General features: G+C 69.1%; 26 protein-coding genes. 15 read left to right on the top strand and 11 right to left on the bottom strand.

Annotated features, from left to right (window positions below):
• Position 1: 1 nt before the first annotated feature.
• From AO501_RS03725 to AO501_RS03745, 5 genes are read right to left on the bottom strand one after another with little or no spacing between them, the layout of a single operon-like run.
• On the bottom strand, positions 2-313 hold the full coding sequence (locus tag AO501_RS03725) for a lycopene cyclase domain-containing protein (RefSeq protein ID WP_055576440.1): 312 nt from the start codon (positions 311-313) through the stop codon (positions 2-4).
• Positions 310-633, bottom strand: a complete 324-nt coding sequence (locus AO501_RS03730; protein ID WP_055576441.1) for a lycopene cyclase domain-containing protein — start codon at positions 631-633, stop codon at positions 310-312. Before AO501_RS03730 ends, AO501_RS03725 begins: the two co-directional genes overlap by 4 nt.
• Positions 630-1,583: a phytoene/squalene synthase family protein gene (locus AO501_RS03735; protein WP_055576442.1), complete on the bottom strand. Its 954-nt coding sequence runs from the start codon at positions 1,581-1,583 to the stop codon at positions 630-632. The genes AO501_RS03730 and AO501_RS03735 overlap by 4 nt, the downstream gene beginning before the upstream one ends.
• Positions 1,580-3,106, bottom strand: coding sequence for a phytoene desaturase family protein (crtI, locus tag AO501_RS03740; protein ID WP_197419758.1), 1,527 nt, complete (start codon positions 3,104-3,106; stop codon positions 1,580-1,582). Before crtI ends, AO501_RS03735 begins: the two co-directional genes overlap by 4 nt.
• Before the next feature lie 13 nt (positions 3,107-3,119).
• Positions 3,120-4,292: a polyprenyl synthetase family protein gene (locus AO501_RS03745; protein WP_082658367.1), complete on the bottom strand. Its 1,173-nt coding sequence runs from the start codon at positions 4,290-4,292 to the stop codon at positions 3,120-3,122.
• A gap of 229 nt (positions 4,293-4,521) precedes the next feature.
• On the opposite strand from AO501_RS03745, the gene AO501_RS03750 reads away from it, so the two are divergent.
• Complete coding sequence (locus tag AO501_RS03750) at positions 4,522-5,211, top strand: hypothetical protein (protein WP_055576443.1); 690 nt, start codon at positions 4,522-4,524, stop codon at positions 5,209-5,211.
• Positions 5,212-5,232: 21 nt separating this feature from the next.
• On the opposite strand, the gene AO501_RS03755 is transcribed toward AO501_RS03750, so the two are convergent.
• Complete coding sequence (locus AO501_RS03755) at positions 5,233-6,582, bottom strand: TIGR01777 family oxidoreductase (RefSeq protein ID WP_055576444.1); 1,350 nt, start codon at positions 6,580-6,582, stop codon at positions 5,233-5,235.
• Positions 6,583-6,637: 55 nt separating this feature from the next.
• Between AO501_RS03755 and AO501_RS03760 the strand changes: the two genes are divergently transcribed.
• Positions 6,638-7,600 carry an SDR family NAD(P)-dependent oxidoreductase gene (locus AO501_RS03760; RefSeq protein ID WP_055576504.1) on the top strand — a complete coding sequence of 321 codons (963 nt, stop codon included), beginning with the start codon at positions 6,638-6,640 and terminating at the stop codon, positions 7,598-7,600.
• On the opposite strand, the gene AO501_RS03765 is transcribed toward AO501_RS03760, so the two are convergent.
• The 3 genes from AO501_RS03765 to AO501_RS03775 all read right to left on the bottom strand — a co-directional run bounded on the left by AO501_RS03765 (position 7,597) and on the right by AO501_RS03775 (position 11,430).
• Entirely contained in the window at positions 7,597-8,841 is a 1,245-nt protein-coding gene (locus AO501_RS03765) for a glycosyltransferase family 4 protein (RefSeq protein ID WP_055576445.1), read from the bottom strand. The genes AO501_RS03760 and AO501_RS03765 overlap by 4 nt on opposite strands.
• Before the next feature lie 202 nt (positions 8,842-9,043).
• On the bottom strand, positions 9,044-10,606 hold the full coding sequence (locus tag AO501_RS03770; RefSeq protein WP_055576446.1) for a glycoside hydrolase family 57 protein: 1,563 nt from the start codon (positions 10,604-10,606) through the stop codon (positions 9,044-9,046).
• 26 nt (positions 10,607-10,632) lie between these two features.
• Entirely contained in the window at positions 10,633-11,430 is a 798-nt protein-coding gene (locus AO501_RS03775; RefSeq protein ID WP_055576447.1) for a class I SAM-dependent methyltransferase, read from the bottom strand.
• 217 nt (positions 11,431-11,647) lie between these two features.
• Between AO501_RS03775 and AO501_RS03780 the strand changes: the two genes are divergently transcribed.
• The 6 genes from AO501_RS03780 to AO501_RS03805 all read left to right on the top strand — a co-directional run bounded on the left by AO501_RS03780 (position 11,648) and on the right by AO501_RS03805 (position 16,207).
• Positions 11,648-12,439: an electron transfer flavoprotein subunit beta/FixA family protein gene (locus AO501_RS03780; protein ID WP_055576448.1), complete on the top strand. Its 792-nt coding sequence runs from the start codon at positions 11,648-11,650 to the stop codon at positions 12,437-12,439.
• Between the two features lie 31 nt (positions 12,440-12,470).
• Positions 12,471-13,427 (top strand): electron transfer flavoprotein subunit alpha/FixB family protein, encoded by a 957-nt coding sequence (locus AO501_RS03785; protein ID WP_055576449.1) that lies wholly within the window; start codon positions 12,471-12,473, stop codon positions 13,425-13,427.
• 143 nt (positions 13,428-13,570) lie between these two features.
• Positions 13,571-14,431 carry a GNAT family N-acetyltransferase gene (locus AO501_RS03790; protein WP_055576450.1) on the top strand — a complete coding sequence of 287 codons (861 nt, stop codon included), beginning with the start codon at positions 13,571-13,573 and terminating at the stop codon, positions 14,429-14,431.
• Positions 14,428-15,252, top strand: coding sequence for a lysophospholipid acyltransferase family protein (locus AO501_RS03795; protein ID WP_055576451.1), 825 nt, complete (start codon positions 14,428-14,430; stop codon positions 15,250-15,252). Before AO501_RS03790 ends, AO501_RS03795 begins: the two co-directional genes overlap by 4 nt.
• A 55-nt stretch (positions 15,253-15,307) precedes the next feature.
• Entirely contained in the window at positions 15,308-15,808 is a 501-nt protein-coding gene (locus AO501_RS03800) for a DUF427 domain-containing protein (protein WP_055576452.1), read from the top strand.
• Between the two features lie 24 nt (positions 15,809-15,832).
• Complete coding sequence (locus AO501_RS03805) at positions 15,833-16,207, top strand: SRPBCC family protein (protein WP_055576453.1); 375 nt, start codon at positions 15,833-15,835, stop codon at positions 16,205-16,207.
• A 5-nt stretch (positions 16,208-16,212) separates the two neighbouring features.
• On the opposite strand, the gene AO501_RS03810 is transcribed toward AO501_RS03805, so the two are convergent.
• On the bottom strand, positions 16,213-17,694 hold the full coding sequence (locus AO501_RS03810) for a cryptochrome/photolyase family protein (protein ID WP_055576454.1): 1,482 nt from the start codon (positions 17,692-17,694) through the stop codon (positions 16,213-16,215).
• Positions 17,695-18,005: 311 nt separating this feature from the next.
• Here AO501_RS03810 and AO501_RS03815 point away from each other — a divergent pair, with 311 nt between their 5' ends.
• Both AO501_RS03815 and mnmA read left to right on the top strand, forming a co-directional pair.
• Positions 18,006-19,187 (top strand): cysteine desulfurase family protein, encoded by a 1,182-nt coding sequence (locus tag AO501_RS03815; RefSeq protein WP_055576505.1) that lies wholly within the window; start codon positions 18,006-18,008, stop codon positions 19,185-19,187.
• Positions 19,184-20,263: a tRNA 2-thiouridine(34) synthase MnmA gene (mnmA, locus tag AO501_RS03820; protein WP_055576455.1), complete on the top strand. Its 1,080-nt coding sequence runs from the start codon at positions 19,184-19,186 to the stop codon at positions 20,261-20,263. Before AO501_RS03815 ends, mnmA begins: the two co-directional genes overlap by 4 nt.
• Here the strand turns inward: mnmA and AO501_RS03825 are convergent.
• The gene (locus AO501_RS03825) at positions 20,260-20,892 is read right to left on the bottom strand and encodes a sensor domain-containing protein (protein WP_055576456.1); all 633 of its coding nucleotides are present in this window, start codon (positions 20,890-20,892) and stop codon (positions 20,260-20,262) included. The genes mnmA and AO501_RS03825 overlap by 4 nt on opposite strands.
• A gap of 94 nt (positions 20,893-20,986) precedes the next feature.
• Here AO501_RS03825 and AO501_RS03830 point away from each other — a divergent pair, with 94 nt between their 5' ends.
• From AO501_RS03830 to AO501_RS03850, 5 genes are all read left to right on the top strand, one after another.
• On the top strand, positions 20,987-22,000 hold the full coding sequence (locus AO501_RS03830) for a methionine synthase (protein WP_055576457.1): 1,014 nt from the start codon (positions 20,987-20,989) through the stop codon (positions 21,998-22,000).
• Between the two features lie 72 nt (positions 22,001-22,072).
• The gene (locus AO501_RS03835) at positions 22,073-22,537 is read left to right on the top strand and encodes an SRPBCC family protein (RefSeq protein ID WP_055576458.1); all 465 of its coding nucleotides are present in this window, start codon (positions 22,073-22,075) and stop codon (positions 22,535-22,537) included.
• Positions 22,534-22,848, top strand: a complete 315-nt coding sequence (locus AO501_RS03840; RefSeq protein ID WP_156452290.1) for an ArsR/SmtB family transcription factor — start codon at positions 22,534-22,536, stop codon at positions 22,846-22,848. Before AO501_RS03835 ends, AO501_RS03840 begins: the two co-directional genes overlap by 4 nt.
• A gap of 124 nt (positions 22,849-22,972) precedes the next feature.
• Positions 22,973-25,021, top strand: a complete 2,049-nt coding sequence (ligA, locus tag AO501_RS03845; protein ID WP_371935019.1) for an NAD-dependent DNA ligase LigA — start codon at positions 22,973-22,975, stop codon at positions 25,019-25,021.
• 38 nt (positions 25,022-25,059) lie between these two features.
• Complete coding sequence (locus AO501_RS03850) at positions 25,060-25,665, top strand: TetR/AcrR family transcriptional regulator (RefSeq protein WP_156452291.1); 606 nt, start codon at positions 25,060-25,062, stop codon at positions 25,663-25,665.
• Positions 25,666-25,684 lie beyond the last annotated feature (19 nt).

Here is a 25,684-nt window from a genome sequence, read left to right on the forward strand (position 1 = left end):
ATCACCGCCGTACACGTTGATACTCCCACAGCAGCAGTACTCCCGTGACCAGCGCGAAGCCGAACAGGAAGTCCTCGACCGGGATGTCGAAGGGAAAGCGCAGCCCGCTGGTCTGCCGCTCGTCGTAGATGACCACCGGGGCGCTGAGCTTGGTCAGCCAGCCGTCGACCGGCACCTGAAATCCCAGCACGATCACCATCGACAGCCAGTAGGCGAGCTTGCGGAACAGTCCGGTGCGCAACACCGTGAACTCCAGCCCACACACCGCGAGCACCGAGACGACGGCAGGGACGGTGTAACCCAGTCCGGTCATCGGCGCCGGCTCCAGCCGAGGATGGTGCTCACCGCGCTGTAGGTGAGCAACCCGCACACGGGGATCACCAGGAAGAACAGCACCTCCTCGATGGGTATGCGAGGCGGCAAGTCGATGCCGGTGATGTATTTGCCGTTGTACCACCATATTCCGGCGGCGATCGCGATGGCATCCCACACCAGGAACACCGCCGCGAACGGCACCACGGAACGCAACAGGCGCCCGGGTTGGCGGTACACGCCCTTGCCGAATAATTCCAGCGGCAGGGTGATCAACAGGCACAGACCCAGGACGATCAGATACTGCCAGTGATCGCTCACGCGGCACCGGATTTCCGGTGATCGGGCAGCGTCCGGCGGATGCGCCAGGCCTCGAACAGCCCGCTGCCGGCCACCTGGATGCGGCGCGCCTTGCCGACAGTGGCGCGGTGGCTGAACACGGCGAAGTCGCTGTCCTCGATGCGGTCCAGGATCTCGGAGTACAGCGTGAGCGCCGTTGCCACACACGGGCGTGACCGGGGTGCCAGCAACGGAATGCCTTGCGCGGCAAAGCTGTATATCTCCCGGGTGATCTTGTGCTGCTCGGCCAGTGCGTCCCGGACCCGGGCATCGGTGCGCCGGTGCATGTGACACCACAGCATCAACTCGCGGTCCACACCGTGAGCCGCGAGTTCGTCGGCAGGCAGATAGACCCGGTCACGCAACAGGTCCTCGTCGACGTCGCGCAGGAAATTGGTCAATTGGAACGCGCGGCCCAGCGCTTCGGCGTACGGTGCCGCCTCGCCCGGGTCGGAGACGGTGCCCAGTACCGGAAGCACTTGCAGGCCAATGACTTCCGCTGATCCTCGCATGTAGCGGTTGAGGGCGGCGCGGTCGGGATAAGCGGTGACGGTCAGGTCCATGCGCATGGAGTCCAGGAAGTCCACGAACAGCTCCGCCGCAATGCGGTAGCGGTTGATCGTGTGGTCGACAGCCGTCAGCACCGGCTCGTCGCGGTGCGCACCCCCGGCGAAGAAGCGGTCGGACAGCAGCTGCAGCCGATCGGCCCGCGCCGCGGCGTCCAGGTTCGGATTGAACTCATCGAGAATGTCGTCGGCGAGGCGGGCGAAGGCGTACAGCGCATGGATAGCCGGACGCTGGTCAGGGGCCAGCAACCTGGTCGCCAGGAAATAAGTGCGACCGTTCTGCGCCGCGATCTTGCGGCAGCTGCGATAGGCGTCGCGCAACGCCGGATCGTCGATGCCGGCGGCGTCCAGTTCGGCGCGGATCATGGCAGTGGGGCTTTCAGATCCAGGTGAATCGAAGAGCGGTCCGGAGTGCCGGTGACGCGGTCGGCGGCCAAACGTCCGGAGATCAGGGTGGTCGGCACGCCCACGCCCGGGGTTGTCGACGAGCCGGCCAGCACCGCGTTGTCGATGCCGCGCACCATGTTCGCGGGGCGGAAAGGTCCGGTCTGGGCGAAGGTGTGGGCCAGCGCGAACGGGGTGCCCGAGGTCATGCCGGCGCGGGCCCAGTCGGCCGGGGTGTCCACGTGCAGTACCTCGGCGCTCTCGCGCAGGTCCGGCAACAGTCGTTGCTCCACCGCATCCAGCATTGTTTGAGCGTAGGGAACGGCGGTTGCCGACCAGTCGACACGGCCGCGGTCCAGGTTGGGCGCCGGTGCCAGCACGTAGAGCAGGTCACGTCCGGGTGGGGCGAGACCGGGATCGCTGGCCGTCGGCCGGGTCACCAGCAGCGAGGGATCCCGCATCAGCCTGCCGTCGGTGATGATGTCGGTGAAAGTCTGATCCCATGCGTCGCCGAACAGGATCGTGTGGTGGGCCGGCGGTGGATCGATGGCGCGGCAACCCACGTGCATCACGACCGCCGACGGGGCCGCGCGCAGCTTGAGCGGGCGCTTCGGCCGTCGGCCCAGCAGTTCGTAGGTCAGCGGTAGCTCGGTGGTCAGAACCACAGCGTCGCACGCGATGCGGTCGCCCTCGGCGGTGATCACCGCGTTGACGCGCTCACCGCTGCGCTCCAGCGCGGTCACCGTCGATCCGTACCGGAACTGCACCCCGGCGTCTTGGGCTGCCGCGGCAAGCGCGTCGGGCAGGGCCCGCACACCGCCGCGGGGGAAGAACACGCCCGACACGGTGTCCATGTAGGCGATCACCGCGTACACGGCCAGTGCGTCCTGGGGAGCCACCCCGGCGTAGAGGGCCTGAAAGGTGAACACCCGCAGCAGCCTCGGGTCGCTGATGTAGCGCTTGACCATGGTCTCCCAGCGGCGGAAGCCCCCGATTCCGGCGAGTCTGGCCAACTGCGGGGTGACCATCGACAGCGGCGAATCGAAGTTGGCGCTGATGAAACCCGCGAACTCCGTCCGGTAGAGCTTGTCCAGCCAGTCGCGCAATGCGCGGTAGCCGGCGGCTTCCTGCGGCCCGGCGAATTCCCGCACCGAGGCGGCCATCCGCTCGGCGTCGGTGTGGACGTCAAGGGCCGCACCGTCGGCGAACATGGCCCGGTACGCCGGGTCAACCGGCATCAGGTCGAGTCGCTGCGCCAGGGATTCGCCGACGGCGGCGAAGGCCTCGTCGATCAGGTCCGGCATGGTGATGACCGTCGGGCCGGTGTCGATCAGGTAGCCGCCGATATCGCGGCGACCCGCACGACCACCGGGCCAGGGTTCACGCTCGACCACCGTGACTTCCCGCCCCCGACCGGCCAGGTGCAATGCCGCCGACAGGCCGGAGAGCCCCGCGCCCACCACGACCACCCGATCGGTGCGGCCCCCTACCGTACGCATCAGCATTCCTCCCGTGCGATCATGCGGCACGCCTCGTGCACACGCCGGCCATACTTGCCAGCGCGCCACTGATCGGGCCGTCTATTCCGCTGCTGTCCAGTGCTTTCTGGGCGATCTCAACGCGGTCGGTGATGAGTTCCTCGATCCGCTGTACGGCGCCGGTCGCGAAAATCAGGGAGCGCCAGTGCTCCAGATCCTCCTCGGTGAGCTGGTCGCGGTCGACCAGTTCCGAGAACTGCCGTCGCGTCGAGGTGTCGGCAAGCTCGTAGGCCGCGACCATCAGGCTGGTGGCCTTGCGTTCGAGCAGGTCGCCGCCGTTGGGCTTGCCGGTGGTGCCCGGGGACCCGAAGACGCCGAGGATGTCGTCGCGCAGTTGGAAGGCTTCACCCACGGCGCTGCCGTATTCGCCGAGCCGTGCCAGGGTGTGCTCGCTGCAGCCGGCCATCGCGGCGCCGATCTCGAGGGGCCGGCGCACCGTGTAGTTGCCGGACTTGAGCCGCGCCACGTTGAGCACGGCATCCAGGGTGGGCAGCTTGCGGACATCGAGGGTGAGATCGGCGAACTGGCCGACTGCCAGTTCGGTCCGCATCGCGTCGTAGCGCGGCCAGGCACGATGCAGCTGATGACGGCTCAGGCCGCAGTCGCGCAGCATCTGTTCGGCCCAGATCAGGCAGAGATCACCGAGCAGCACCGCGGCTGATTCTCCGAACCGGCGTGACGAGCCGGACAGACCGCGCTGGCGGTGCCAGCGCTCGAACTGGATGTGTGCGGCGGGCAGTCCGCGCCGCGATGGCGAGTCGTCCATCACATCGTCCTGCAGCAGTGCGAAAGCGTGCAGTAATTCTAAGCTGGCGGTGGCTGACAGTGCCGCGTCGCTGGGCGGCGCACCGGACAGCCAGCCCAGGTACATGAACGTCGAACGAAGGCATTTGCCGCCTTTGACGAACTCGAGCAAGACTTCGCCGGCGGCATCGACGCCACAGTCACCCAGGGTGTCGGTGCAGCGGGCGGAGACGAACGCCTCCACCTCTTCCAGCACGGCCCGGCGCAGACTGGTTCGCCACTCGTCGAAGTTATCGGTGGCTGACAGTCCCGCAGGGTCTCTGCGTGCGGCTTCGGCGAGGGCCACCCGGGGGAATTCACGCACATCTCCCACGACGGCTCCCTTGAGTTCGGCGTCGGCCGCTGTCATCGGACGGCTCGGATTCACGCGCTGGTACCCCCTCGACGAGATGCCAAACCGCCGGCTGGCGGCGGTGGGTGGGTCGGACAATTATCTTCATTTATTTAATCGTTAACTTAATGAATGATTCTTTGGTTCGCCACTCGTGCGGGTCGGGCCCCGACTATTGAGCACACGTAGCAGAGCCGAGTTCGGTTCAACCCGGTTTTCCTGTGAAGAGAAGGGGAACCCGGCGCCGGTGAATGTTTCTGATCTTGTCGCACTGCCGTTCCAGTGGGGTTCCGCCGCCCGGGGCAAGCGGTTCTTTCATCCGCTCGGCGTGGTTGCCACCGGTTCCCTCCGGCGCACCGCACCCGACGGCGAGGGTCTGCCGATCCCGACCTCCGATGTGGTTGGCCGATTCTCCAAGGCGACCGGCACCCCGGGTGGCCTACCCGATTTCATCGGACTTGCCCTGCGGGTGGACTCCGGCGTCGGACCGTGGGACATCCTGTTGGTGTCCGCCGGATCCGGAGTGCTGACTCGGGCGGTCGCGCTTCGGCCGGTCGCCTCCTGGTCGGGTCATGACATGACCACACTGATGCCGCTGAGTTACGGCGGCAAGAAATGGTGGCTGCGGGGCCGAATCGACACTGGAGTCCGCGGCGCCGGCCTCTCCCTCGACGACGTCCGGCAGCAAGTGGAGGACGGCGGCGTCGACGTCGCGCTGGACCAGGCCTGTGGTAGCTCCGCATTCCGGGAACTGGGCCGGCTCTCGTTGACGAAGATGGTCGAACTGCCACCCGGACAGGATGTCTCGTTCGATCCGGTGCTCAATACCGCGCCCGGGGTGAAGCTCTATCCGGGTTGGCTGGCCGATCTGCGGGCGAGCGCCTATGCGCGCAGCCGTGATGGCAGGGAGGCACACGGCAGCGGTGACCGGCAGTGACCACGTCGGGGGCGTAACCCCTCAGGCGTCGCGTCCGAGCAGGTGTCGCAGCGCGGAGTCGAGGTCGGGCCGGCGGAACGGGTGCCCCAGTTTGTTCAGTCGGGCCGGAGCGACCCGCTGATTCGCCAGCGCGAGTTCCCGTGCCCCCTGGGCGCCGAGCAGGACGCGTGGCCCCAGCGACGGCACCGGCAGGATGGCCGGGCGGTGCAGCACGTGAGCGAGCGTGCGGGTGTAGTCGGTGTTCCGAACCGGTTGTGGCGCAACGGCGTTGATCGGCCCGGACAGGTCCGCGTCCCACCAGCCCCGGTGATAGATGTCGACCAGGTCGTCGATCCCGATCCAGGAGAACCACTGCCGTCCGTCGCCGAGCCGGCCGCCCAGTCCGGCGCTGAACAGCGGCCGCATCAGCTGCAGCGTGCCCCCGGCGGGGGACTGGACGATGCCGGTGCGCACCTTCACCACCCGGGCTCCGGCCTGCTCGGCCGGCGCCGTGGCGGCCTCCCAGTCGGCCACCACGTCAGCGAGGAACCCGTCGCCGCGCGCACTGTCTTCGGTGAGGGTCTCATCGCCACGGTCGTAGCCGTAGAAACCGATCGCCGAGGCCGAGATCAGCACCGGGGTTTTGCTGCGCGCCACCAGTTCGGCCAGCCGCCGGGTCGGCCCGATCCGGCTGTCCCGGATGGCTTTTCGATGCTTCTCGGTGAATCGCCCGGCGATCGAGGCACCCGCGAGGTGAATGACCGCGTCCACTCCGGACAGCAGGTCGGGGTCGGGGTCGTCGGTGTTCCACTGTCGCTCATCAGGCCCGTGCGCCGTGCCGCGGACGAGTCGGATGACGCGGTGGCCTCCGGTACTGAGGAACGCCGACAGGGCGGTGCCGACCAGGCCCGACGAGCCCGTCACGGCGACCGTCGAGGCGGCCAGACCGTGCTCGGCGGCCCTGTGGTGGGCGGCCAGATCGTCGGCCAGCTGATGGTGCCGGTAGACGAACATCGGCCGCAGCGCCCGCTCGGGCACCGGCGTGTCCACCCGGTCGATGACGCGGGTCTGTTCGGCGCCGACTTCCTCGAAGTCGTGGGTGTGCCGCCAGTGTCCGATGATGCGCGGGGGCAGCGAAGCCAGACCGTCGCTGCTCAGGACGTCGACGAAACGCCTTGGCGGGTCATAGGAATCCGCCTGGTGCTGGGCGACCCACCGCAGGCCGCCGGGTAAGCCGAGGATGGCGCGACCGTCCTTCAGCGAGTCTGCCTCGCTGACGAGCCGCATCGGCGACCACGGCGGTGAAAGCCTGGCGAAGGCGCCGGGTCGGGTGTGCCAGGCGAAAACCTCGTCGCGGGGTGCGTCGATCACGCTCGAATAAATCAGGCCCATGCGTGTGACGTTACCGACGAATGACACGGAGCGCCGGTGCGGCATTCTTGTCAGCATGGGTGTTCGCGACGGAATCGTTTCGCTGTTCGACGCCGTGCTGGACCGGGCGGTGGTGCCGGGCTATACCCGGATCGGCTATCGCCTGCGCACTCTCGAGTGGCCCGATGACCCACCGGTGGACGCCCTGCGTGGCCGCACCGCGCTGGTCACCGGCTCCAATCGCGGCCTCGGTAAAGCCATCGCCGCCGGCCTGGCCGGGTTGGGGGCGACCGTGCTGCTGACGGTGCGCGACGGGGCCAAGGGGGAGCAGGCGCGTGCGGAGATCCTCGCCGAGCACCCCGGTGCCGACCTTCGCGTCGAAGTGTGCGACATGTCGGACCTGGCCGCCGTGCGTGCGTTCGCCAAGGATCTGGCCGGGCGGATGGCCGGCCTGGACGTGCTGATCCACAACGCGGGACTGCTGCCGGCCGAGCGTACGGAGACCAGCGACGGGCACGAGATCACCTTGGCCACCCACGTGTTGGGTCCGCTGCTGCTGACCGAGGGCCTGTTGCCGTTGCTGCGCGCGTCCAGCGATCCGCGGGTGATCCTGATGTCGTCTGGCGGAATGTACACCCAGCAGTTGCCGGTCGAGGACCCCGAATACCGGACGGGCCGGTACCGCGGTGCCATCGCCTATGCCCGTAGCAAGCGGGTCCAGGTGGCGTTCACCCCGATCCTGGCCCGCCGGTGGGCCGGGATCCGGGTGTACTCGATGCACCCCGGGTGGGCGGACACCCCCGGCGTGGCATCCTCGCTGCCCGGGTTCCGGCGCATCACCGGGCCGTTGCTGCGCACCGCCGAGGAGGGCGCCGATACCGCGGTCTGGCTGGCCGCGACCAAACCGGCACCGCCGACGGGACTTTTCTGGCACGACCGACGGCCGCGCCCACAGCACTACCTGCCGACGACCTGGTACAGCGACGACGAACTGCAGCGCATGTGGCGGTACTGCGCCGACGCGGTCGGGCTGGACTAGCGATCCGGCAGCGCGTGCTCGACCACCGGCCGCCGCGGCTGTGGTTGCCGCTCACGGCGTTTGGCGGACAGATAGACCTGTGCCGTCTCGCGGGCCACGGTCCGCCAGTCGAAGTCTGACGTCAGCCGCTCACGGGCGGCGCGGGCCCGGCGCTGCGCCGCCGCGGGGTCGTCGAGCACTCCGCGGACCTTTTCGGCCAGGCCCGCAACGTCGCGGGGTGCGAACGACATCCCGGTGACGCCGTCGATCACGGCCTCGCCCAGGCCGCCGGTGTTGGACGTCACCAGCGGAATGCCGGCCGCGGCGGCCTCCAGCGCGGCCAGTCCGAACGGTTCGTAGTGGCTGGGCAGCACCGCGGCGTCGGCCCGGTGCAAGGCGGCCAGCAGTTCGTCATGGTGCAGATGTCCGACGAAGCGGGTTGCCTTGCGCACCTTGTGTTTACGGGCCTGCTCGACGAGCCAGTCCTGCTGGGTGCCGTCGCCGGCGATGGTCAGGGTGGTGCCCGGGTGGGCACGTCTGACCCGGGGTAGGGCGGCGATGGCGTCGTGCACGCCCTTCTCGTATTCCAGCCGTCCGACGTAGAGAAGTTCGGCCGGCCCGGTGCGGGGGCGGCGGGCGCCGAACGGCCATCTGGCGGCGTCGATTCCGTTGCGTATCACGGTGGTCTCGGACAGGCCGGGGCCGAACAGTTCGGTAATCTCCTCCCACATCGAGGCCGAACACGTGATGAGTGAATCGGATTCGCGCACCAGCCACGACTCCACGGCGTGCACCTGCCGGCTGATCGCCCCGCTGACCCAGCCGGAATGCCGGCCGGCCTCGGTCGCGTGAATCGTCGAAACGATTGGCACGTCGTAGAATTCGGCAAGGGCAAGGGCCGGGTGGGCCACCAGCCAATCGTGTGCGTGCACCACGTCGGGGCGCCACTGCCTTTTGTTGCCGGGGCTTTTGATGGACAGTCCGGCACGGATCATGGCATGGCCCATCGCCAGCGTCCAGGCCATCATGTCGGCGCCGAAGGTGAACTCGTGGGGATCCTGCGCGGCGGCGATCACCCGCACGCCGTCGTGAACCTCGTCCGACGTCGGGTGGGTGCTGGGATCGGTGCCGGTGGGCCGGCGGGACAGCACGACGACTTCGTGGCCGGCTTCGGCGAGTGCGGTCGACAGGTGGTGGACGTGTCGGCCGAGGCCGCCGATGACGACCGGCGGGTACTCCCACGAGATCATCAGGATCTTCATGCGGGCGGGCTTCCGGGCTGGCGCGAGCGACCGCAAAATGCCGGGCGGTGCGGCGTGTTGGTGGCAACATGCGGGCGATCGGCGCAGGGGTGGGGTGTGCGGTGGCGCGAGCGGCCGCGAATTGCCAGTGTTGGCGGCGTGTCGGTGGCGACATGCGGGCGCTCGGCGGGGGCGTGGGGGTCGGCCAGCGACAAGGCGGCGCTCACTTGGGGAGTCTCCGGGCGTCCAGGGCGCCGAACAGGCCGTCGGCCCGGTTCCAGCCCTGCGCCAGTCGCTGCGCGGAGTCCCGGCGGCCCGACGCCAGGGCCCCGGCGATCTCCCGGGTGGCATGCGCGTGCAGGTGGGCGCGGTAGCGGGCGTAGTCGGCGGCGGAGTCCTTGCTGACCATGAACGGCCAGTCGCTGGACACGGTCAGCAGCGTCTCGCGCAGGATCTGGTCGGCGACGTGATCGCGGGGGATTGGCCCGTCCAGCGACGCCGTCTGGGCCAGCGCCTTGTCCACGGTGGTGAGCGCGGTGTCGACCACTTCGGAGTTGAGCTGGACCAGGTCGGCTACCTGCTCGCCGTTCCACACCTGCCAGTCTTTGCCGGAACCCCAAGAGCTGGGCGGCAATTCGACCGGTGAGCCGACGAACCCCGCCGACATCGCCTCGCGCAGCGTCCCCACCCGGACTCCGGCCTCGGGCAGTGCGCGCAGCACGCGCGCCAGCCAGGTCGGGCCTTCATACCACCAGTGGCCGAACAGCTCGGTGTCGAACGCGGCCACCACGTGCGCGGGTCGGCCGATCCGCTCGGACTCGGACACCAGTCGGTTGCGCACCACCTCGACGAAGTCGGCGACGTGGACGTCGACCGCGCGGTCGGCGCGCTCGGGGTCATAGGGAGCCTTGCCGTCGGACCCCACGTTGCGGCCCGTGACGCGCGCCGGCTTGAGCCCGGTCAGGTGGTCATAGGTGTGGAAGTCCCGGTACGCGGCGTGCCCGGGGTAGCCGGACTTGGGCGACCACACGCGGTAGCTGACCTGCAGGTCACGTCCGAATGCGACCACTCCGCTAGTGCCGACCGGGCGGCCCAGCGCGGTGTCCCCGTGCAGCGACGGCCCGTCGACCATGAAGTGGCTGACCCCGGCCGCGGCATAGTCGTGCTCCATGCCGGGGGCATAGGCGCACTCGGGCGCCCAGATCCCGGTGGGGCTGGCAGACATCCGCAGACGCGCGTCGGCCAGACCTTCGCGCAGCGCGAACTCCCGCAACCGGGGATTCAGCAGCGGCTGGAACGGGTGGGCCAGCGGTCCGCCGAGCAGCTCCACCGTGCCGGCGTCGATCAGGCCGCGCAGCAGCGGGCTGCCGCCATGCCGCCACTGTGTGGCGAAGTCCTCGAGCGCCTGATCGGCCTCCTGGCATTCGCGAATGCCGAAGGCCCGCAACGCTTCCGGCGTGCAGGACAGATACCCGGCGGACTTGGACCGCGGCAGTGACCGCACGCTGGCAGCCACTGTGGTCGCTTCGAAGGCGCGCAGTCGCCAGTTGGCCAGCCAGTGGTACATGCCGTCCAGGCAGTACGGGTCGTCGAGCTGGGCGTTGACCACCGGCGTCATGCCCAGGGTGAGCAGGCCGCCGCGATCCTCCTCGGCCAGCGCGCGCAGCACCCGGAACAGCGGCAGGTAGGCGGCCGCCCACGACTGGTAGAGCCATTCCTCGCCCACCGGCCAGCGGCCGTGGTGCGCCAGCCAGGGCAGGTGGGTGTGCAGCACCAGCGTGAACATGCCGGGTACCCGGGCGGATGAATCGGTCAACGGCGCACCGCGATCGCCACCAGATCCAGGCTGTCGTCAATGTCACAGTCGGACCGCTCGAGCAGGTCGAAGTCGGCGGTGGCCACCGCCGCGACGTCGGCCACCAACTCGGGCGACCAGGGCGCGTCGGCCACCGCCCGCTCGATCTGCGCGTCGATGATGGAGCCGCCGTGGCGGGCATCCATCTCCCGCAGTCGCGGCCCGTGGTACAGCCCGCTCATCGACACGTCGGTGAAACCGCCTTCGACCAGCAGTTGGGTGAGCTCGTCGGCGTTGAGTTCGCGGGTGTGGAACGGGTTGATCGGAGTGTCGCGGCCGGGGGAGAAGGTGATCCGGTTCGGCGTCGACACCATCAGCACACCCCCCGGGCGCAGCACCCGCGCGCACTCGCGGATGAACTGGCCCTGGTCCCACAGATGCTCGATGACCTGGAAGTTCACCACCACGTCCACGGATGCGTCGGGAAGCGGCAATTCGGTCAGGTTGGCGTGCAGCACCTGCACCCGGGGATAGCGGTGGCGGACGTGGGCGACCGCGGACTCGTCGTAGTCGACGGCGACCACTCTGGCGGCCAGCCCGGCGATCAGGTCCGCGCCGTAGCCCTCTCCGCAGCCGGCCTCCAGCACGTCACGGCCCGCGCACCGCGGCGCCAGACGCTCGTAGACCACCTCGTGCCGGCGGAACCAGTAGTTCTCGATGTCGAGGTCGGGGATGGTGCGCTCGCCGGTCAGCGTCAACCCCGGATCGGCCGCGTGGTCGATCCGGTCCGGAGTATTGGGGACGATTGCGCTCATTGTTAAGGCAGGCTAATGCCTGGCCTCTGATTCGCGAACCGGACCGGGTAACAAGGGGGAAGCCCAGGGCAATCGGCCCAGTAAGGACCCGCTATGGTGAGTGGGCAGGCCGCGGTAAGTTACCTGCTAGTAACATGGCGTATGCGGTCAAGAAACGCGTTACCGAGGTCCCGTAGTCGACGCTCCGGGACTCCTTCGAGGAGGACGAACCACACTCATGACGAACATCGTGGTCCTGATCAAGCAGGTTCCAGACACGTGGTCGGAGCGCAAGCTCTCCGACGGCGACTGGACGCTCGACCGCGAGGCCGCTGACGCGGTCCTGGACGAGATCAACGAGCGTGCCGTAGAAGAAGCGCTTCAGATCCGGGAGCGGGAGGGCGGCGACGGATCGGTCACCGTACTGACCGCCGGTCCCGAGCGCGCCACCGAGGCGATCCGCAAAGCCCTGTCGATGGGCGCCGACAAGGCCGTCCATCTCAAGGACGACGGCCTGCACGGCTCGTGCGTGGTGCAGACCGCGTGGGCGCTGGCCCGTGCGCTGGGCACCATCGAGGGCACCGAGCTGGTCATCGCCGGAAACGAGTCCACTGACGGCTCGGGCGGCGCGGTGCCGGCGATCATCGCCGAGTACCTGGGCCTGCCCCAGCTCACTCACGTGCGCAAGCTGTCCGTCGAGGACGGCAAGATCACGGCCGAGCGCGAGACCGACGACGGCCTGTTCAGCCTCGAGGCCACGCTGCCCGCCGTGGTGAGCGTCAACGAGAAGATCAACGAGCCGCGCTTCCCGTCCTTCAAAGGCATCATGGCCGCCAAGAAGAAGGAAGTCACCGTGCTGACGCTGGCGGAGATCGGGGTCGAGGCCGACGAGGTGGGCCTGGCCAACGCCGGCTCGTCCGTGCTTTCGTCGACACCGAAGCCGCCGAAGACCGCAGGCGAGAAGGTCACCGACGAGGGCGAGGGCGGCAGCGAGATCGTCAAGTACCTGGTCGGCCAGAAGATCATCTGAGCCCCAACTCAACGTAGAGAGCGAATAACCCATGGCTGAAGTTCTGGTGCTCGTCGAGCACGCCGAAGGGGCCCTGAAGAAGGTCACTTCCGAATTGATCACTGCGGCACGTGCTCTTGGTGAGCCGGCTGCCGTCGTCGTCGGTGCGCCCGGTACCGCCGCACCGCTGGTGGACGGCCTCAAAGAGGCCGGCGCCGAGAAGATTTACGTCGCCGAGTCCGACGTGGCGGAGAACTACCTGATCACTCCGTACGTCGACGTGCTGGCCTCGCTGGCCGAGTCCAACGCGCCCGCGGCGGTGCTGCTGGCCGCCAACGCCGACGGCAAGGAGATCGCCGGCCGGCTGGCCGCGCGCATCGGGTCGGGTCTGCTGGTCGACGTGGTCGAGGTGCGGGAGGGCAACAAGGCCCTGCACTCGATCTTCGGTGGTGCCTACACCGTCGAGTCCCAGGTCAACGGGGACACCCCGGTGATCACGGTGCGCGGCGGCGCCATCGACGCCGAGCCCAAGGCCGGCGCCGGTGAGCAGGTGAACGTCGAGGTTCCGGCCCCGGCGGAGAACGCGACCAAGATCACCTCGCGCGAGCCGGCCGTGGCCGGCGACCGCCCGGAGCTGACGGAGGCCAGCGTCGTGGTCTCCGGTGGCCGCGGCGTGGGCAGCGCGGAAAACTTCAGCGTGGTCGAGGAGCTGGCCGACTCGCTGGGTGCCGCCGTCGGCGCCTCGCGCGCCGCTGTGGACTCCGGCTACTACCCGGGGCAGTTCCAGGTGGGCCAGACCGGCAAGACGGTCTCGCCGCAGCTCTACATCGCGCTGGGGATCTCCGGAGCGATTCAGCACCGGGCCGGCATGCAGACCTCGAAGACCATCGTCGCGGTCAACAAGGACGAAGAAGCGCCGATCTTCGAGATCGCCGACTACGGCGTGGTCGGCGACCTGTTCAAGGTCACCCCGCAGGTGACCGAGGGAGTCAAGGCCCGCAAGGGCTGATCTTCACGCGAACGGCCCCGCGGGTTCACCTGCGGGGCCGTTTTCGTCGCGTTTGATTTCGGATCAATGACATTCATCTGACGTGCATCGACACGTCAGCGGGCCGATGCCGGTTAGCTGACCGCCTGCGCCACGTTGGTGCCATGAGCATCGCATCCGTTCTCATACCCAGCGACAAGCCACGTGGCCCGGCGACACGGTCGTCGTCCGGACCGCACTATTCTCTGTTGCTGTCCACCGATCCGAGCCTCATCGAAGCGGCCCAGCGCCTGCGCTACGACGTGTTCAGCAGCACCCCCGGTTTCGCCCTGCCCACCGCTGTCGACGGCCGAGCGGGTCTGGACAAGGACAGGTTCGACGAGTACTGCGACCACCTCCTGGTCCGCGACGACGACACCGGCGAGCTCGTCGGTTGCTATCGCATGCTGCCGCCGTCGGGCGCCATTGCCGCCGGCGGCCTTTACACCGCAACGGAATTCGACGTCCGGGACTTCGACGCGCTGCGGCCGTCACTGGTGGAGATGGGGCGCGCGGTGGTGCGCGACGGCCACCGCAACGGCGGGGTGGTGCTACTGATGTGGGCGGGCATTCTGGCCTACCTGGATCGCTGCGACTACGACTACGTGACCGGTTGTGTCTCGGTGCCGGTCGAAACCGGCGGCGAGGCGCCCGGCAGCCAGATCCGCGGCGTGCGCGACTTCGTCCTCAGGCGGCACCCTTCGCGGTACCGGGTAAGGCCGTACCGTCCGGTGTGCCTCGACGGCGTGGCTCTCGACGACATCGCACCACCCGCACGGCCAACCGTCCCGCCGTTGATGCGCGGTTACCTGCGACTCGGCGCCCGGGCCTGCGGCGAACCCGCCCACGACCCGGACTTCGGCGTCGGCGACTTCTGCGTGCTGCTGGGCAAGAGTGACGCAGACACCCGCTATCTCAAGCGACTGCGGTCAGTGTCGGCCGCCAGCGAAATGGGCGGCGCGGGACTGGGGGGAGCGGCCCGGTGAACACACCGGGCGGGCACTCCTGGCTGCCCCGCGCATCGTGTGACGTCGGCTGTCTGGACGCCGCGGCGGTGTCGGGGCCGGCGGTGCGGTTGCGGGCCGCGCTGCGCATCACGCTGGTCCTGCTGCTGGCCCCCGGCCTGCCGTTGCTGGGCATCCCGCTGCCGGGTTCCACCCACCTTCAGCGCGCCTACTGCCGGTTGATGCTGCGCAGCCTTGGGGTGCGAATTTCATTGTCGGGCAACCCGATTCGCAATCTCAGCGGAGTCCTCGTGGTGAGTAGCCACGTCTCGTGGCTGGATGTCTTCGCGATCGGCGCGGTGCTGCCGGGGTCGTTCGTCGCGCGGGCCGACATGTTCGCCGGCCCGGCGAGTGGCATCGTAGCGCGGATCCTGAAGATCATCCCGATCGAGCGGAGCAGTCTGCGGCGGTTGCCCGCCGTGGTGGACGCCGTCGCCCGGCGACTGCGGGCCGGCCAGACGGTGGTGGCATTCCCGGAGGGCACCACCTGGTGCGGTGTCGCGTTCGGCAGCTTCTACCCGGCCATGTTCCAGGCCGCGATCGACGCGGGCCGGCCGGTGCAGCCGCTGCGCCTGACCTACCACCACCTCGACGGGCGGATGTCGACCGCACCGGCCTACGTCGGCCGGGACACCCTGCTGAGCTCGGTCTACCGGGTGGTCTGTGCGCGCCGCACGGTGGCCCGGGTCCGGGTCGAGTCGCTGCAGCTACCGGGGGCCGACCGGCGCGCCCTGGCCCGTCGCTGTCAGTCCGCGGTGCGCTCGGGCGCACCGGCGGCGCTGGACCACGCGCTGGTGGCCTGAAAGCTCCTCCGCGTCTCGATGGACAATGGAGTTCGTCGAGCGCGGAGGTACCTAAATGAGTCGTTGGCCGAAGCCGGATGTCGCTGGTCCTGGGCAGGAGTCCGTGTGGGACTATCCCCGCCCGCCGCGGCTGGAAGACTTCGCCGGTTCGATCACCATCGAGTTGGGTGGTCAGCAGATCGCCGCGACGCAGCGCGCCTGGCGGGTGCTGGAGACCAGTCACCCGCCGACCTATTACCTGCCCCGGGAAGCGTTCGCCGAAGGTGTGCTGCGGCCGGCGGCCGGTTCCTCGTGGTGTGAATGGAAGGGCCAGGCCAGCTACTTCGACCTGGTGACGCCCGCGCGGGTGGCTCCGCGCGCGGCCTGGACCTATCCGCGGCCTACGGCGGGGTTCGAGCCGATCGCCGGCGCGATCGCGGTGATGGCCGCGCAGGTGGACCGCTGCACCGTCAACGGCGAAGAGGTGATTCCGCAACCCGGCGGGTTCTACGGGGGCTGGATCACCAGCTGGATCGTCGGCCCGTTCAAGGGAATTCCGGGATCGATGGGTTGGTAGCCGGCGAATGGGAAACCTGGATCGATGACGTTCAGTGTGAATCGGTTCGTTGCCGCGTCCCCGGAGGCGGCGTGGGACCTGCTCGTCGACCTCGACGCCTGGCCGCGCTGGGGGCCGTCGATCAACGGGGCCGAACTCGACCAGCCCGGGAGGCGCCTGGGTCCGGGTGTCACCGGCACGGTCCAGACAGCGCTGCTGGTCCGACTGCCGTTTGCCGTCACCGACTTCGAACCCGGCAGGTGCTGGGCCTGGAAGGTGGCCGGTATTCCCGCCACCTGGCACCGGGTGGATCCGGCGGACGGCGGTGCACGGGTCACCTTCGGGGTGCCGCGGTGGGCTCCCGCCTATCTGGCCGTGTGTGAGATCGCGTTGCGCCGCATCGAGAAGCTGCTGACCTGACGGACTTACGGGGGACCGTCGGCGAGGCGACGCTGCTGGGCGACCACCTCGTCCAGGTCCTTCAGCCTGCCCAGCCCCGCCATCGGTTGCGCCATCCGCCGGTTGCGTCCCAATTCCTCGGTGTTGCGTGCCAGAAACCACCAGTAACCGCCGGTGAACGGGCAGGCGTGCTCGCCGACCCGCTTGCTGGGCTGGTACCTGCAGCCGCCGCAGTAGTCGCTCATGCGGTTGATGTAGGCGCCGCCGGACGCATACGGCTTGGTCGCCATCAATCCGCCGTCGGCATGCAATGACATCCCAACCACGTTGGCCACCATCACCCAGTCGTAGCCGTCGACGAAGGATCGGTGGAACCAGTCGGTGACGGCGGCTGGGTCCCAACCCCGTTGCAGCGCATAGTTGGACAGCACCATCAGGCGCGGGATGTGGTGGACCCAGCCGTGGTCGCGCACCTGCGCCAGCACGTCGGAGAGGCAGTTCGCTTCCACCGCATCGGCGTCCAGTTCGGTGAACCAGGTCGGCAATGCGGCTTTGGCATGTAATGCGTTGCGGTGACGGTAGTTTCGCCCGAAATGCCAGTAGACGTGCCAGATGTAGTCGCGCCAGCCGATCAGCTGGCGGACATATCCCTCGACGCTGCTGATCGGCGCGTCGCCGCTGCGGTAGGCGTCCTCGGCGGCGTAGGCGCAGTCCAACGGGTCCAGCAGGCCCAGGTTCATCGGCGCCGAGAGCAGGCTGTGGGCCATCAAGCGGTCGCCGGTGAGCATGGCGTCCTCATGCGGGCCGAAGTGCGGCAGCCGTTCGCGGACAAAGATTTTCAGCGCCTGCTGCGCCTCGGCCGCGGTGACGGCGAACTCCCGCGGGCCGTCGCGTCCGACGAACGACACCGCCCCGTCGCGCTCCCAGCGGTCCAGGTCGGCACGGACCTGTTCGTCGATCTCGTCCTCCTCGGGCTGCCACGGCGGCGGAACGCCCAGGTCTTCGGTGTCGTTGGGCGCGGGCTCGCGGTTGTCGGAGTCGAAATTCCACCTGCCCTCGACGGGCTGGTCACCGTCCATCAACAGGTCGAACCTGCGGCGAGCGCTGCTGTAGAAGTTCTCCATGCGCAGGGTGCGCTGTGATTTCGCCCACTCGTCGAAATCCTCCCGGCTGGTGCAGAACCCCCGGGCGGGCAGCACGTCGACCGACGGCAGCGACCGGACGAACCGGTCGGCCGCCCACGAGGTGGGCTGGCATACGCTGACCGGCTCCTTGAGCTGATCGAGTGCCTCCCGATAGCTGCTGGTCTGCAGAAACACGGCCTGCTCACCGAGTTCAGCCGCCCGGTGGCGCAGCGCCGAGAGCACCAGATGAGCCTTGCGCCGGTGGAAACGGCGACGTGCGAACACCGCCTGCGACTCGATCAGCAGCACCGGCTGGGCGGGATCGTCCAGAAAGTGGGGGCCGAGTTGATCGGCGAAGCACCACCGCCGGGCGTCGGCGCTCATGCGGTCCCGGGCTTGGTCGGCAGTACGGTCAACTGTCCCCCTATAGCAGTACTGAACACTTTGTTCACTACGCTAACAGGCGCCGGCCTTTCCGCTGCTCCGGCCGGAATCGTCGCAGACGGTGCTGGATGGTCCGGCTCCTCATCCGGCCGTTCCGGCCGGAATCGTCGCAGGACGGTGCTGGATGGTCCGGCTCCTCATCCGGCCGTTCCGGCCGGAATCGTCGCAGGACGGTGCTGAACGGTCCGGCTCCTCATCCGGCCGTTCCGGCCGGAATCGTCGCAGGACGAGCCGGTATCGTGGGGCGGGTCATGGTCTACCTCGATCACGCCGCCACCACCCCGATGCACCCCGCCGCCATCGAGGCGATGACCGCTGTGCTCGGCACCGTGGGCAACGCGTCGTCGCTGCACACCACCGGTCGCACGGCGCGCCGGCGGATCGAGGAATCGCGGGAACTGATCGCCGACAAACTCGGTGCGCGCCCCTCGGAAGTCATCTTCACCGCTGGCGGCACCGAAAGCGACAATCTGGCCGTCAAGGGCCTGTACTGGGCCCGTCGCGACGAGAACCCGAACCGCCGCCGCATCGTCACCAGCGAAGTGGAGCACCACGCCGTACTGGACAGCGTCAACTGGCTCGTCGAGCACGAAGGCGCCGAAGTCACCTGGCTGCCCACCGACTCCGACGGTTCGGTGTCGGCCGCCGACCTGCGCGAGGCGCTCGACGGCGGTGACGACGTGGCGCTGGTATCGGTGATGTGGGCCAATAACGAAGTCGGCACCATTCTGCCGACGGCCGAATTGGCAGCTGTGGCAGCCGAGTTCGGCGTCCCGATGCACTGCGACGCCGTGCAGGCGGTCGGGCAGCTGCCGGTCGACTTCGGTGCCAGCGGACTCTCGGCGATGAGCGTGACCGGGCACAAGTTCGGCGGCCCGCCCGGGGTGGGTGCGCTGTTGCTGCGCCGCACCGTCGCGTGTGTGCCGCTGCTGCACGGCGGTGGCCAGGAGCGCGACATCCGTTCCGGGACACCGGATGTCGCCGGCGCGGTGGGGATGGCAGCGGCGGCCCGCATTGCGGTGGACGGGCTGGAGTCCAACAGCGCTCGGCTGCGGGCACTGCGGGACCGGCTGGTCGAGGGTGTGCTCACGCAGATCGACGACGTCCGGGTCAACGGAGCCCCCGACCCACGGCGGCTGCCAGGCAACGCGCACTTCACCTTCCGCGGCTGCGAAGGCGACGCGCTGTTGATGCTGCTGGACGCCAACGGAATCGAGTGTTCGACCGGATCGGCGTGTACCGCCGGGGTGGCGCAGCCGTCGCACGTGCTGATCGCGATGGGCGCCGACCCGGCCAGCGCCCGTGGATCGCTACGACTTTCCTTCGGGCACAACAGTGTTGACTCTGATGTCGACGCCGCGTTGCAGGTACTGCCCGGTGCTGTGGCCCGCGCGCGGCGTGCCGCCCTGGCCGCCGCGGGGTCGGCCCAGTGAGAGTTCTCGCCGCGATGAGCGGTGGGGTGGACTCGTCGGTGGCCGCCGCTCGCATGGTGGACGCCGGGCACGACGTGGTCGGCGTGCATCTGGCGCTGTCGACCGCCCCGGGCACCTTGCGCACCGGATCGCGCGGCTGCTGCTCCAAGGAGGACGCCTCCGATGCCCGCCGCGTCGCCGACGTCCTCGGAATACCGTTCTACGTCTGGGATTTCGCGGAGAAGTTCCAGGCGGACGTCATCGACGATTTCGTTTCCTCCTATGCGCGCGGGGAGACTCCGAATCCCTGCGTCCGCTGTAATCAGCAGATCAAGTTCTCGGCCCTGTCGGCGCGCGCGCTGGCGTTGGGATTCGACCAGGTGGTCACCGGGCATTATGCGCGGCTGTCCGGCGGACGGCTGCGCCGCGCCGTCGACCGCGACAAGGACCAGTCCTACGTGCTGGCCGTGCTGACCGCCGAGCAGTTGCGGCACGCGGCCTTCCCGATCGGCGACACCCCCAAGCCGCAGATCCGTGCCGAGGCGGCCCGGCGCGGACTGGCGGTCGCGGAAAAGCCGGACAGCCATGACATCTGTTTCATCCCGTCCGGCAACACCCAGGCCTTCCTCGGCGAGCGGATCGGCGTCCGGCGCGGAGCGGTGGTCGACAAGGACGGCGCGGTGCTGGCCGAACACGACGGCGTGCACGGCTTCACCATCGGCCAGCGCAAGGGTCTGGGCATCGCCGGGCCGGGCCCGGACGGTCGTCCCCGCTATGTGACGGCGATCGATGCCGACACCGCCACCGTGCGTGTCGGCAGCGCGGCCGAACTGGACGTCCACACACTGACCGGCCGCGCCCCGGTCTTCACCGGCGGGACGGCGCCCACGGGTCCGATCGAGTGCGCGGTGCAGGTGCGCGCACACGGCGAAATCGCCGACGCGGTAGCCGAATTGGTCGACGGTGAGCTGGTGGTGCAGTTGCGGGCACCGCTTCGCGGCGTGGCGCGCGGTCAGACGCTGGTGCTCTACCGTCCCGACCCCGAGGGCGACGAGGTGCTCGGCAGCGCCACCATCGCCGGCACCGGGCAGGCCTAACTTCCCGGCACGTTGGCCGCCATGTTCGTCATGACGATCTCCGAGACCGATTCCGGGAAGCCGCAGAAGGTGACTTCCAGCAGGGCCACCGAGAGCACCCGGTAATCGCGACCGCACGACCCCGGTCGCATCCGCAGCGAATCGGTGCCGGCGTCCCACGAGTTGACGAACAACCAGCCCATCGAGCTGTCCGCACAGCCCTTGACCGTGGACACCAGCCCGTCGAAAGCCCGCCGGGCGGTACCGGCGTCGTGGTAGCTCGCGGCGCCCTCGGAGATCAGCCGGCCATCGGGAGGGTCCTGAAAGGTCGTCTTGTGGAAGGCCTTGACATCGGGGCCGAACGTGGCCGTCTCGGCGAAAACGAACCGGCATTCTGCCGGCGCGGTCGTGGCGAGTTCCTCGATGTCCACCGGGTATCTGCCGTCCATCGAGGGAATGATCGTCAGGTGCTCGCCGGCGCCGGTGATCGACCGCATCCGTGACTGGTCCAGCAGGACCGTGCCGGCGTCGAGCACGCCCAGAGGGACGGCGCCGAAGGCCGGCAGTGCCTCGCCGCTCAGCACGCGAGTGCAGGCCGTCGCCAGCACCACCGCGCCGCACGCCAGGAGCAACCGCGTCGATCTCGCCATATGCCGCCCTTCCGGCTCGAAATCTACCCGCGTCCAACAGTGCTAAACACCCCTGCTCGGAGGCCCGTTGTGTGAGGTCGAATACGGTTGGCCGGTGAGCGTTTTCGCACAGGGCAGCGGCATCGGATCCTGGCCCGGCACCTCCGCGCGCCAGGCCGCCGAAGTCGTCGTCGGTGAACTGGCCGGAGCGCTGGCCCATCTCGTCGAGTTGCCGGCCCGCGGAGTGGGCGCCGACATGCTCGGGCGCGCCGCGGCCCTGCTGGTCGACGTGGCCCTGGACACCGTGCCGCGCGGCTACCGCATCGCCTCCCGTCCGGGTGCGGTGACGCGCCGGGCCGTCAGCATGCTGGACGAGGACATGGACGCGCTGGAGGAGGCGTGGGAGACCGCGGGCCTGCGGGGCGGCGACCGGGTGGTCAAGGTGCAGGCGCCAGGGCCGGTGACCCTGGCGGCGGGGCTGGAGCTGAGCAACGGCCACCGCGCGATCACCGACGCGGGTGCGCTGCGCGACCTGACCGCCTCGCTGGCCGAAGGGGTCGCCGCCCACCGCGCCGCGCTGTCGCGCCGGCTGGACACCCCGGTGGTGGTGCAGTTCGACGAACCGACGCTGCCGGCCGCGCTGGGCGGACGGCTGACCGGTGTCACCGCGCTGAGCCCGGTGCCCTCGCTCGACGAGGCGGTGGCCGAGACCCTGCTGACAACGTGCGTCGAGGTGGTCGGCGTCGATGTCGTGCTGCACACCTGCGCTCCGGATGTTCCGTGGGACATGTTGGGGCGCACCGGTATTGACGCGGTATCGGTGGATGTCAACACGCTGCGCGCCGCGGAGCTGGACGGGATCGCGGCTTTCCTGGAGACGGGGCGCGCCGTGGTGCTGGGGGTGGTCGACAGCAGTGCGCCCGAGCGCCGGCCGTCGGTCGAAGAGGTGGCCACCAGGGTGGTCGGGGTGACCGACCGGCTTGGGTTCCGGCGTTCGTCCCTGCGCGGACGTATCGGTGTCAGCCCCGCGTGCGGGTTGGCGGGCGCGACGCCCCAGTGGGCGCGCACCGCCGTCGGGCTGGCCCGGGACGCCGCCGAGGCGTTCACCCGGGATCCCGACGCCATCTAGATCTTTGCGCAACCATTTGGTTGCATTTCTGAGCCTGGCGTGATGGGGTAATACGCAACCAGGAGGTTGCGCGTGGAGAGTGATCGGATCGAGAAGCAGGTCCTGCTGCGGGCGCCGCTGCAGCGGGTGTGGGCGGCGATCAGCGATGCGGAGCAGTTCGGACGCTGGTTTGGCGTCCGGTTCGACGGTCCGTTCGTCGAGGGCCGAGAGGTCACCGCGACAATCACGCCCACCGAGGTCGACGCCGAGGTCGCCAGGCGTCAGGAGCCCCACGCCGGCGTCGCCAGCCGGTGGCAGATCGTCGCGGTGGAGCCGCCCCGGCGGTTCGCCTACCGCTGGCCTATCGACCCCGACCGCGAGGACACCACGCTGGTGGAGTTCACCCTTGCCGAGGTTTCCGGCGGGGTATCGCTCACCATCGTCGAGTCGGGCTTCGACGCGATACCGGAGGCACGCCGCGGTCCTTCCTTCGAGGCGAACTCCGAGGGCTGGGCGATCCAGGCCGATTTGGTGCGCCGCTATCTGGAACTCGCGTGACGGCCGTCGGTGCGGCGCTGTTCGACGCCCTCGGCGACGCCAACCGGCTGCGCATCGTGGTGCGGCTGTGTGAGGTGGGTCCGAGCTCGACAACCCAAGTGACACAGGCTATTCCGGTCACCCGGCAGGCGGCCAGCAAGCATCTGCAGCTGCTGGAGTCGGCGGGAGTGGTGAGCAGCTGCCGGCGCGGCCGCGAACGAGTGTGGACGGTGCGGACCGAGCCGCTGGCCCAGGCCGGCGACTATCTCGCCCAGTTGTCGCGGCGCTGGGACGCCGCGGTGGATCGGCTGCGCGCCTACGTGGAGGACTAGGGCCCGTTCGCCGACACTGCCGGGAGGGCTGTGATGTCGTCCCCGGCGAGACCATGGCGGCAATGTCGGCGCGAGCGGATAGCCTGCCAAGGTGACGTCTCCCGAGGTGCTACGGCCCGAAGTGATGCGCGCATGGCAGGACCTGGCCGAGGAGGTACGCGAACACCAGTTCCGCTATTACGTGCGCGACGCGCCGGTCATCACCGACGCGGAATTCGACCAGCTGCTGCGCAAGCTGGAGGCGCTGGAGGCCGAGTACCCCGAGCTGCGTACACCCGACTCGCCCACCCAACTGGTCGGCGGCGCCGGGTTCGCGACGGAGTTCGAGGCGGCCGAGCACCTCGAGCGGATGCTGAGCCTCGACAACGCGTTCAGCGCCGAGGAACTGAGTGCCTGGGCGGCCAGGGTGCACGCCGAGGTCGGGGACGAGGCGCACTACCTGTGCGAACTCAAGATCGACGGCGTCGCACTGTCGTTGGTGTACCGGGACGGACGACTGGCCCGCGCGGCGACGCGGGGAGACGGCCGCACCGGCGAGGACGTCACCCTCAACGCGCGCACCATCGACGACGTGCCGCTGCGCCTGGCCTCCAGCGACGAATACCCGGTGCCCGATGTTCTCGAGGTGCGCGGTGAGGTCTTCTTCCGGGTCGACGATTTCGCGGCCCTGAACGCGAGCCTGGTCGAGGAGGGCAAGGCGCCGTTCGCCAATCCGCGCAACAGCGCCGCGGGCTCGCTGCGCCAGAAGGATCCCGCCGTCACCGCCCGCCGGAAGCTGCGGATGATCTGCCACGGGCTGGGGCACACCGAGGGTTTCCGGCCGGTCAGCCAACACGCGGCCTACCTGGCGCTCAAGGAGTGGGGACTGCCGGTGTCCACGCACACCACCGTCGTCAGCGGCCTGGCGTCGGTCCAGGAGCGCATCGAGTACTGGGGTGAGCACCGCCACGAGGTGGACCACGAGATCGACGGTGTGGTGGTCAAGGTCGACGAGATGGCGTTGCAGCGCCGGCTGGGTTCCACATCGCGGGCCCCGCGCTGGGCGATCGCCTACAAGTACCCGCCGGAAGAGGCCCAGACCAAGCTGCTCGACATCAGGGTCAACGTCGGCCGCACCGGGCGGGTCACTCCGTTCGCATTCATGACTCCGGTCAAGGTGGCGGGCTCGACGGTGGCGCAGGCCACGCTGCACAACGCCTCGGAGGTCAAACGCAAGGGCGTGCTGATCGGCGACACCGTGGTGATCCGGAAGGCCGGCGACGTGATCCCCGAGGTGCTGGGTCCCGTGGTCGACCTGCGCGACGGCTCGGAACATGAATTCGTCATGCCCACAACGTGTCCCGAGTGCGGCACCACCCTGGCGCCGGAGAAGGAAGGTGATGCCGACATCCGGTGCCCGAACTCCCGGCGGTGCCCGGCGCAGTTGCGCGAGCGCGTTTTCCATGTCGCCAGCCGGAACGCACTGGACATCGAGGTGCTCGGTTACGAGGCCGGGGCCGCGCTGCTGCAGTCCGGGGCGATCTCCGACGAAGGCGACCTGTTCAGCCTCACCGAAGAGGACCTGCTGAGCACCGAGTTGTTCCGGACCAAGGCCGGCGACCTGTCGGCCAACGGCCGGCGCCTGCTGGCCAACCTGGACAAAGCCAAGGCCGCGCCCCTGTGGCGGGTCCTGGTGGCGTTGTCGATCCGTCATGTGGGGCCGACGGCGGCGCGCGCGCTGGCGGCCGCTTTCGGCAGCCTCGACGCGATCGCCGAGGCGACGACCGAGCAGTTGGCCGCCGTCGAAGGGGTGGGCACCACCATCGCGGCCGCGGTCACCGACTGGTTCACCGTCGACTGGCACCGCGACATCGTGGACAAGTGGCGCGCCACCGGTGTCCGAATGGCCGACGAGCAGGACGACAGCGTGCCCCGCACGCTGGCGGGGCTGAGCATCGTGGTGACCGGCTCGCTGGCCGGCTTCTCCCGCGACGATGCCAAGGAGGCGATCGTCAGCCGGGGTGGCAAGGCGGCCGGTTCGGTATCGAAGAAGACCTCGTTCGTCGTGGTGGGGGACTCGCCCGGCTCGAAATACGACAAGGCCGTCGAACTCGGCGTGCCTGTCCTCGACGAGGACGGGTTCCGCAGATTGCTGGCCGAGGGACCGCCGGAAGCCGAGGCCGAACCGGAGTGAATCGGTACGGTACTGGACCGTACTAGGGCCGGAGTCCTATCGTGGGCGCTATGGCGGGCACGGCGGAACTCCCCACGGAGGCATCACCGTGGTCGCCGCGTGAAGCCGAGTTGCTCGCGGTGACGTTGCAGCTGCTGGCCGAACACGGGTACGACGGGCTGACGGTGGACGCCGTCGCCAACACCGCCCGCGCCAGCAAGGCCACCGTCTATCGCCGCTGGCCCTCGAAAGCCGAACTGGTATTGGCGGCCTTCATCGAGGGTGTCTGCCAGGTTGCGGTGCCTCCCAACACCGGCTCACTGCGAGGCGACCTCGTCCAGATCGGCGAGACCATCTGCGAGCACGCCGCCCAACAGTCCAGCACCATCCGCGCGGTGCTCGTCGAAGTGTCGCGCCACCCGGCGCTGGCCGACGCCATGCAGCATCAGTTCCTGGATCAGCGAAAAGCCCTCATTCAGGACGTATTACGGCAGGCGGTCGACCGGGGCGAGATAGCGGAGGCGGCCATCACCGACGAGTTGTGGGATCTGCTGCCGGGGTACCTCATCTACCGCTCCATCATCCCGAACCGGCAGCCGGACAGCCGCACCGTGCGGGCTTTGGTGGACGGCTTCATCCTGCCCGGCCTGACCCGATCCGGCTGACACCGCCCGCCACCGGCGG

It is taken from the genome of Mycobacterium gordonae (assembly GCF_001417955.2).
Classification (GTDB): Bacteria; Actinomycetota; Actinomycetes; order Mycobacteriales; family Mycobacteriaceae; genus Mycobacterium; species Mycobacterium gordonae_B.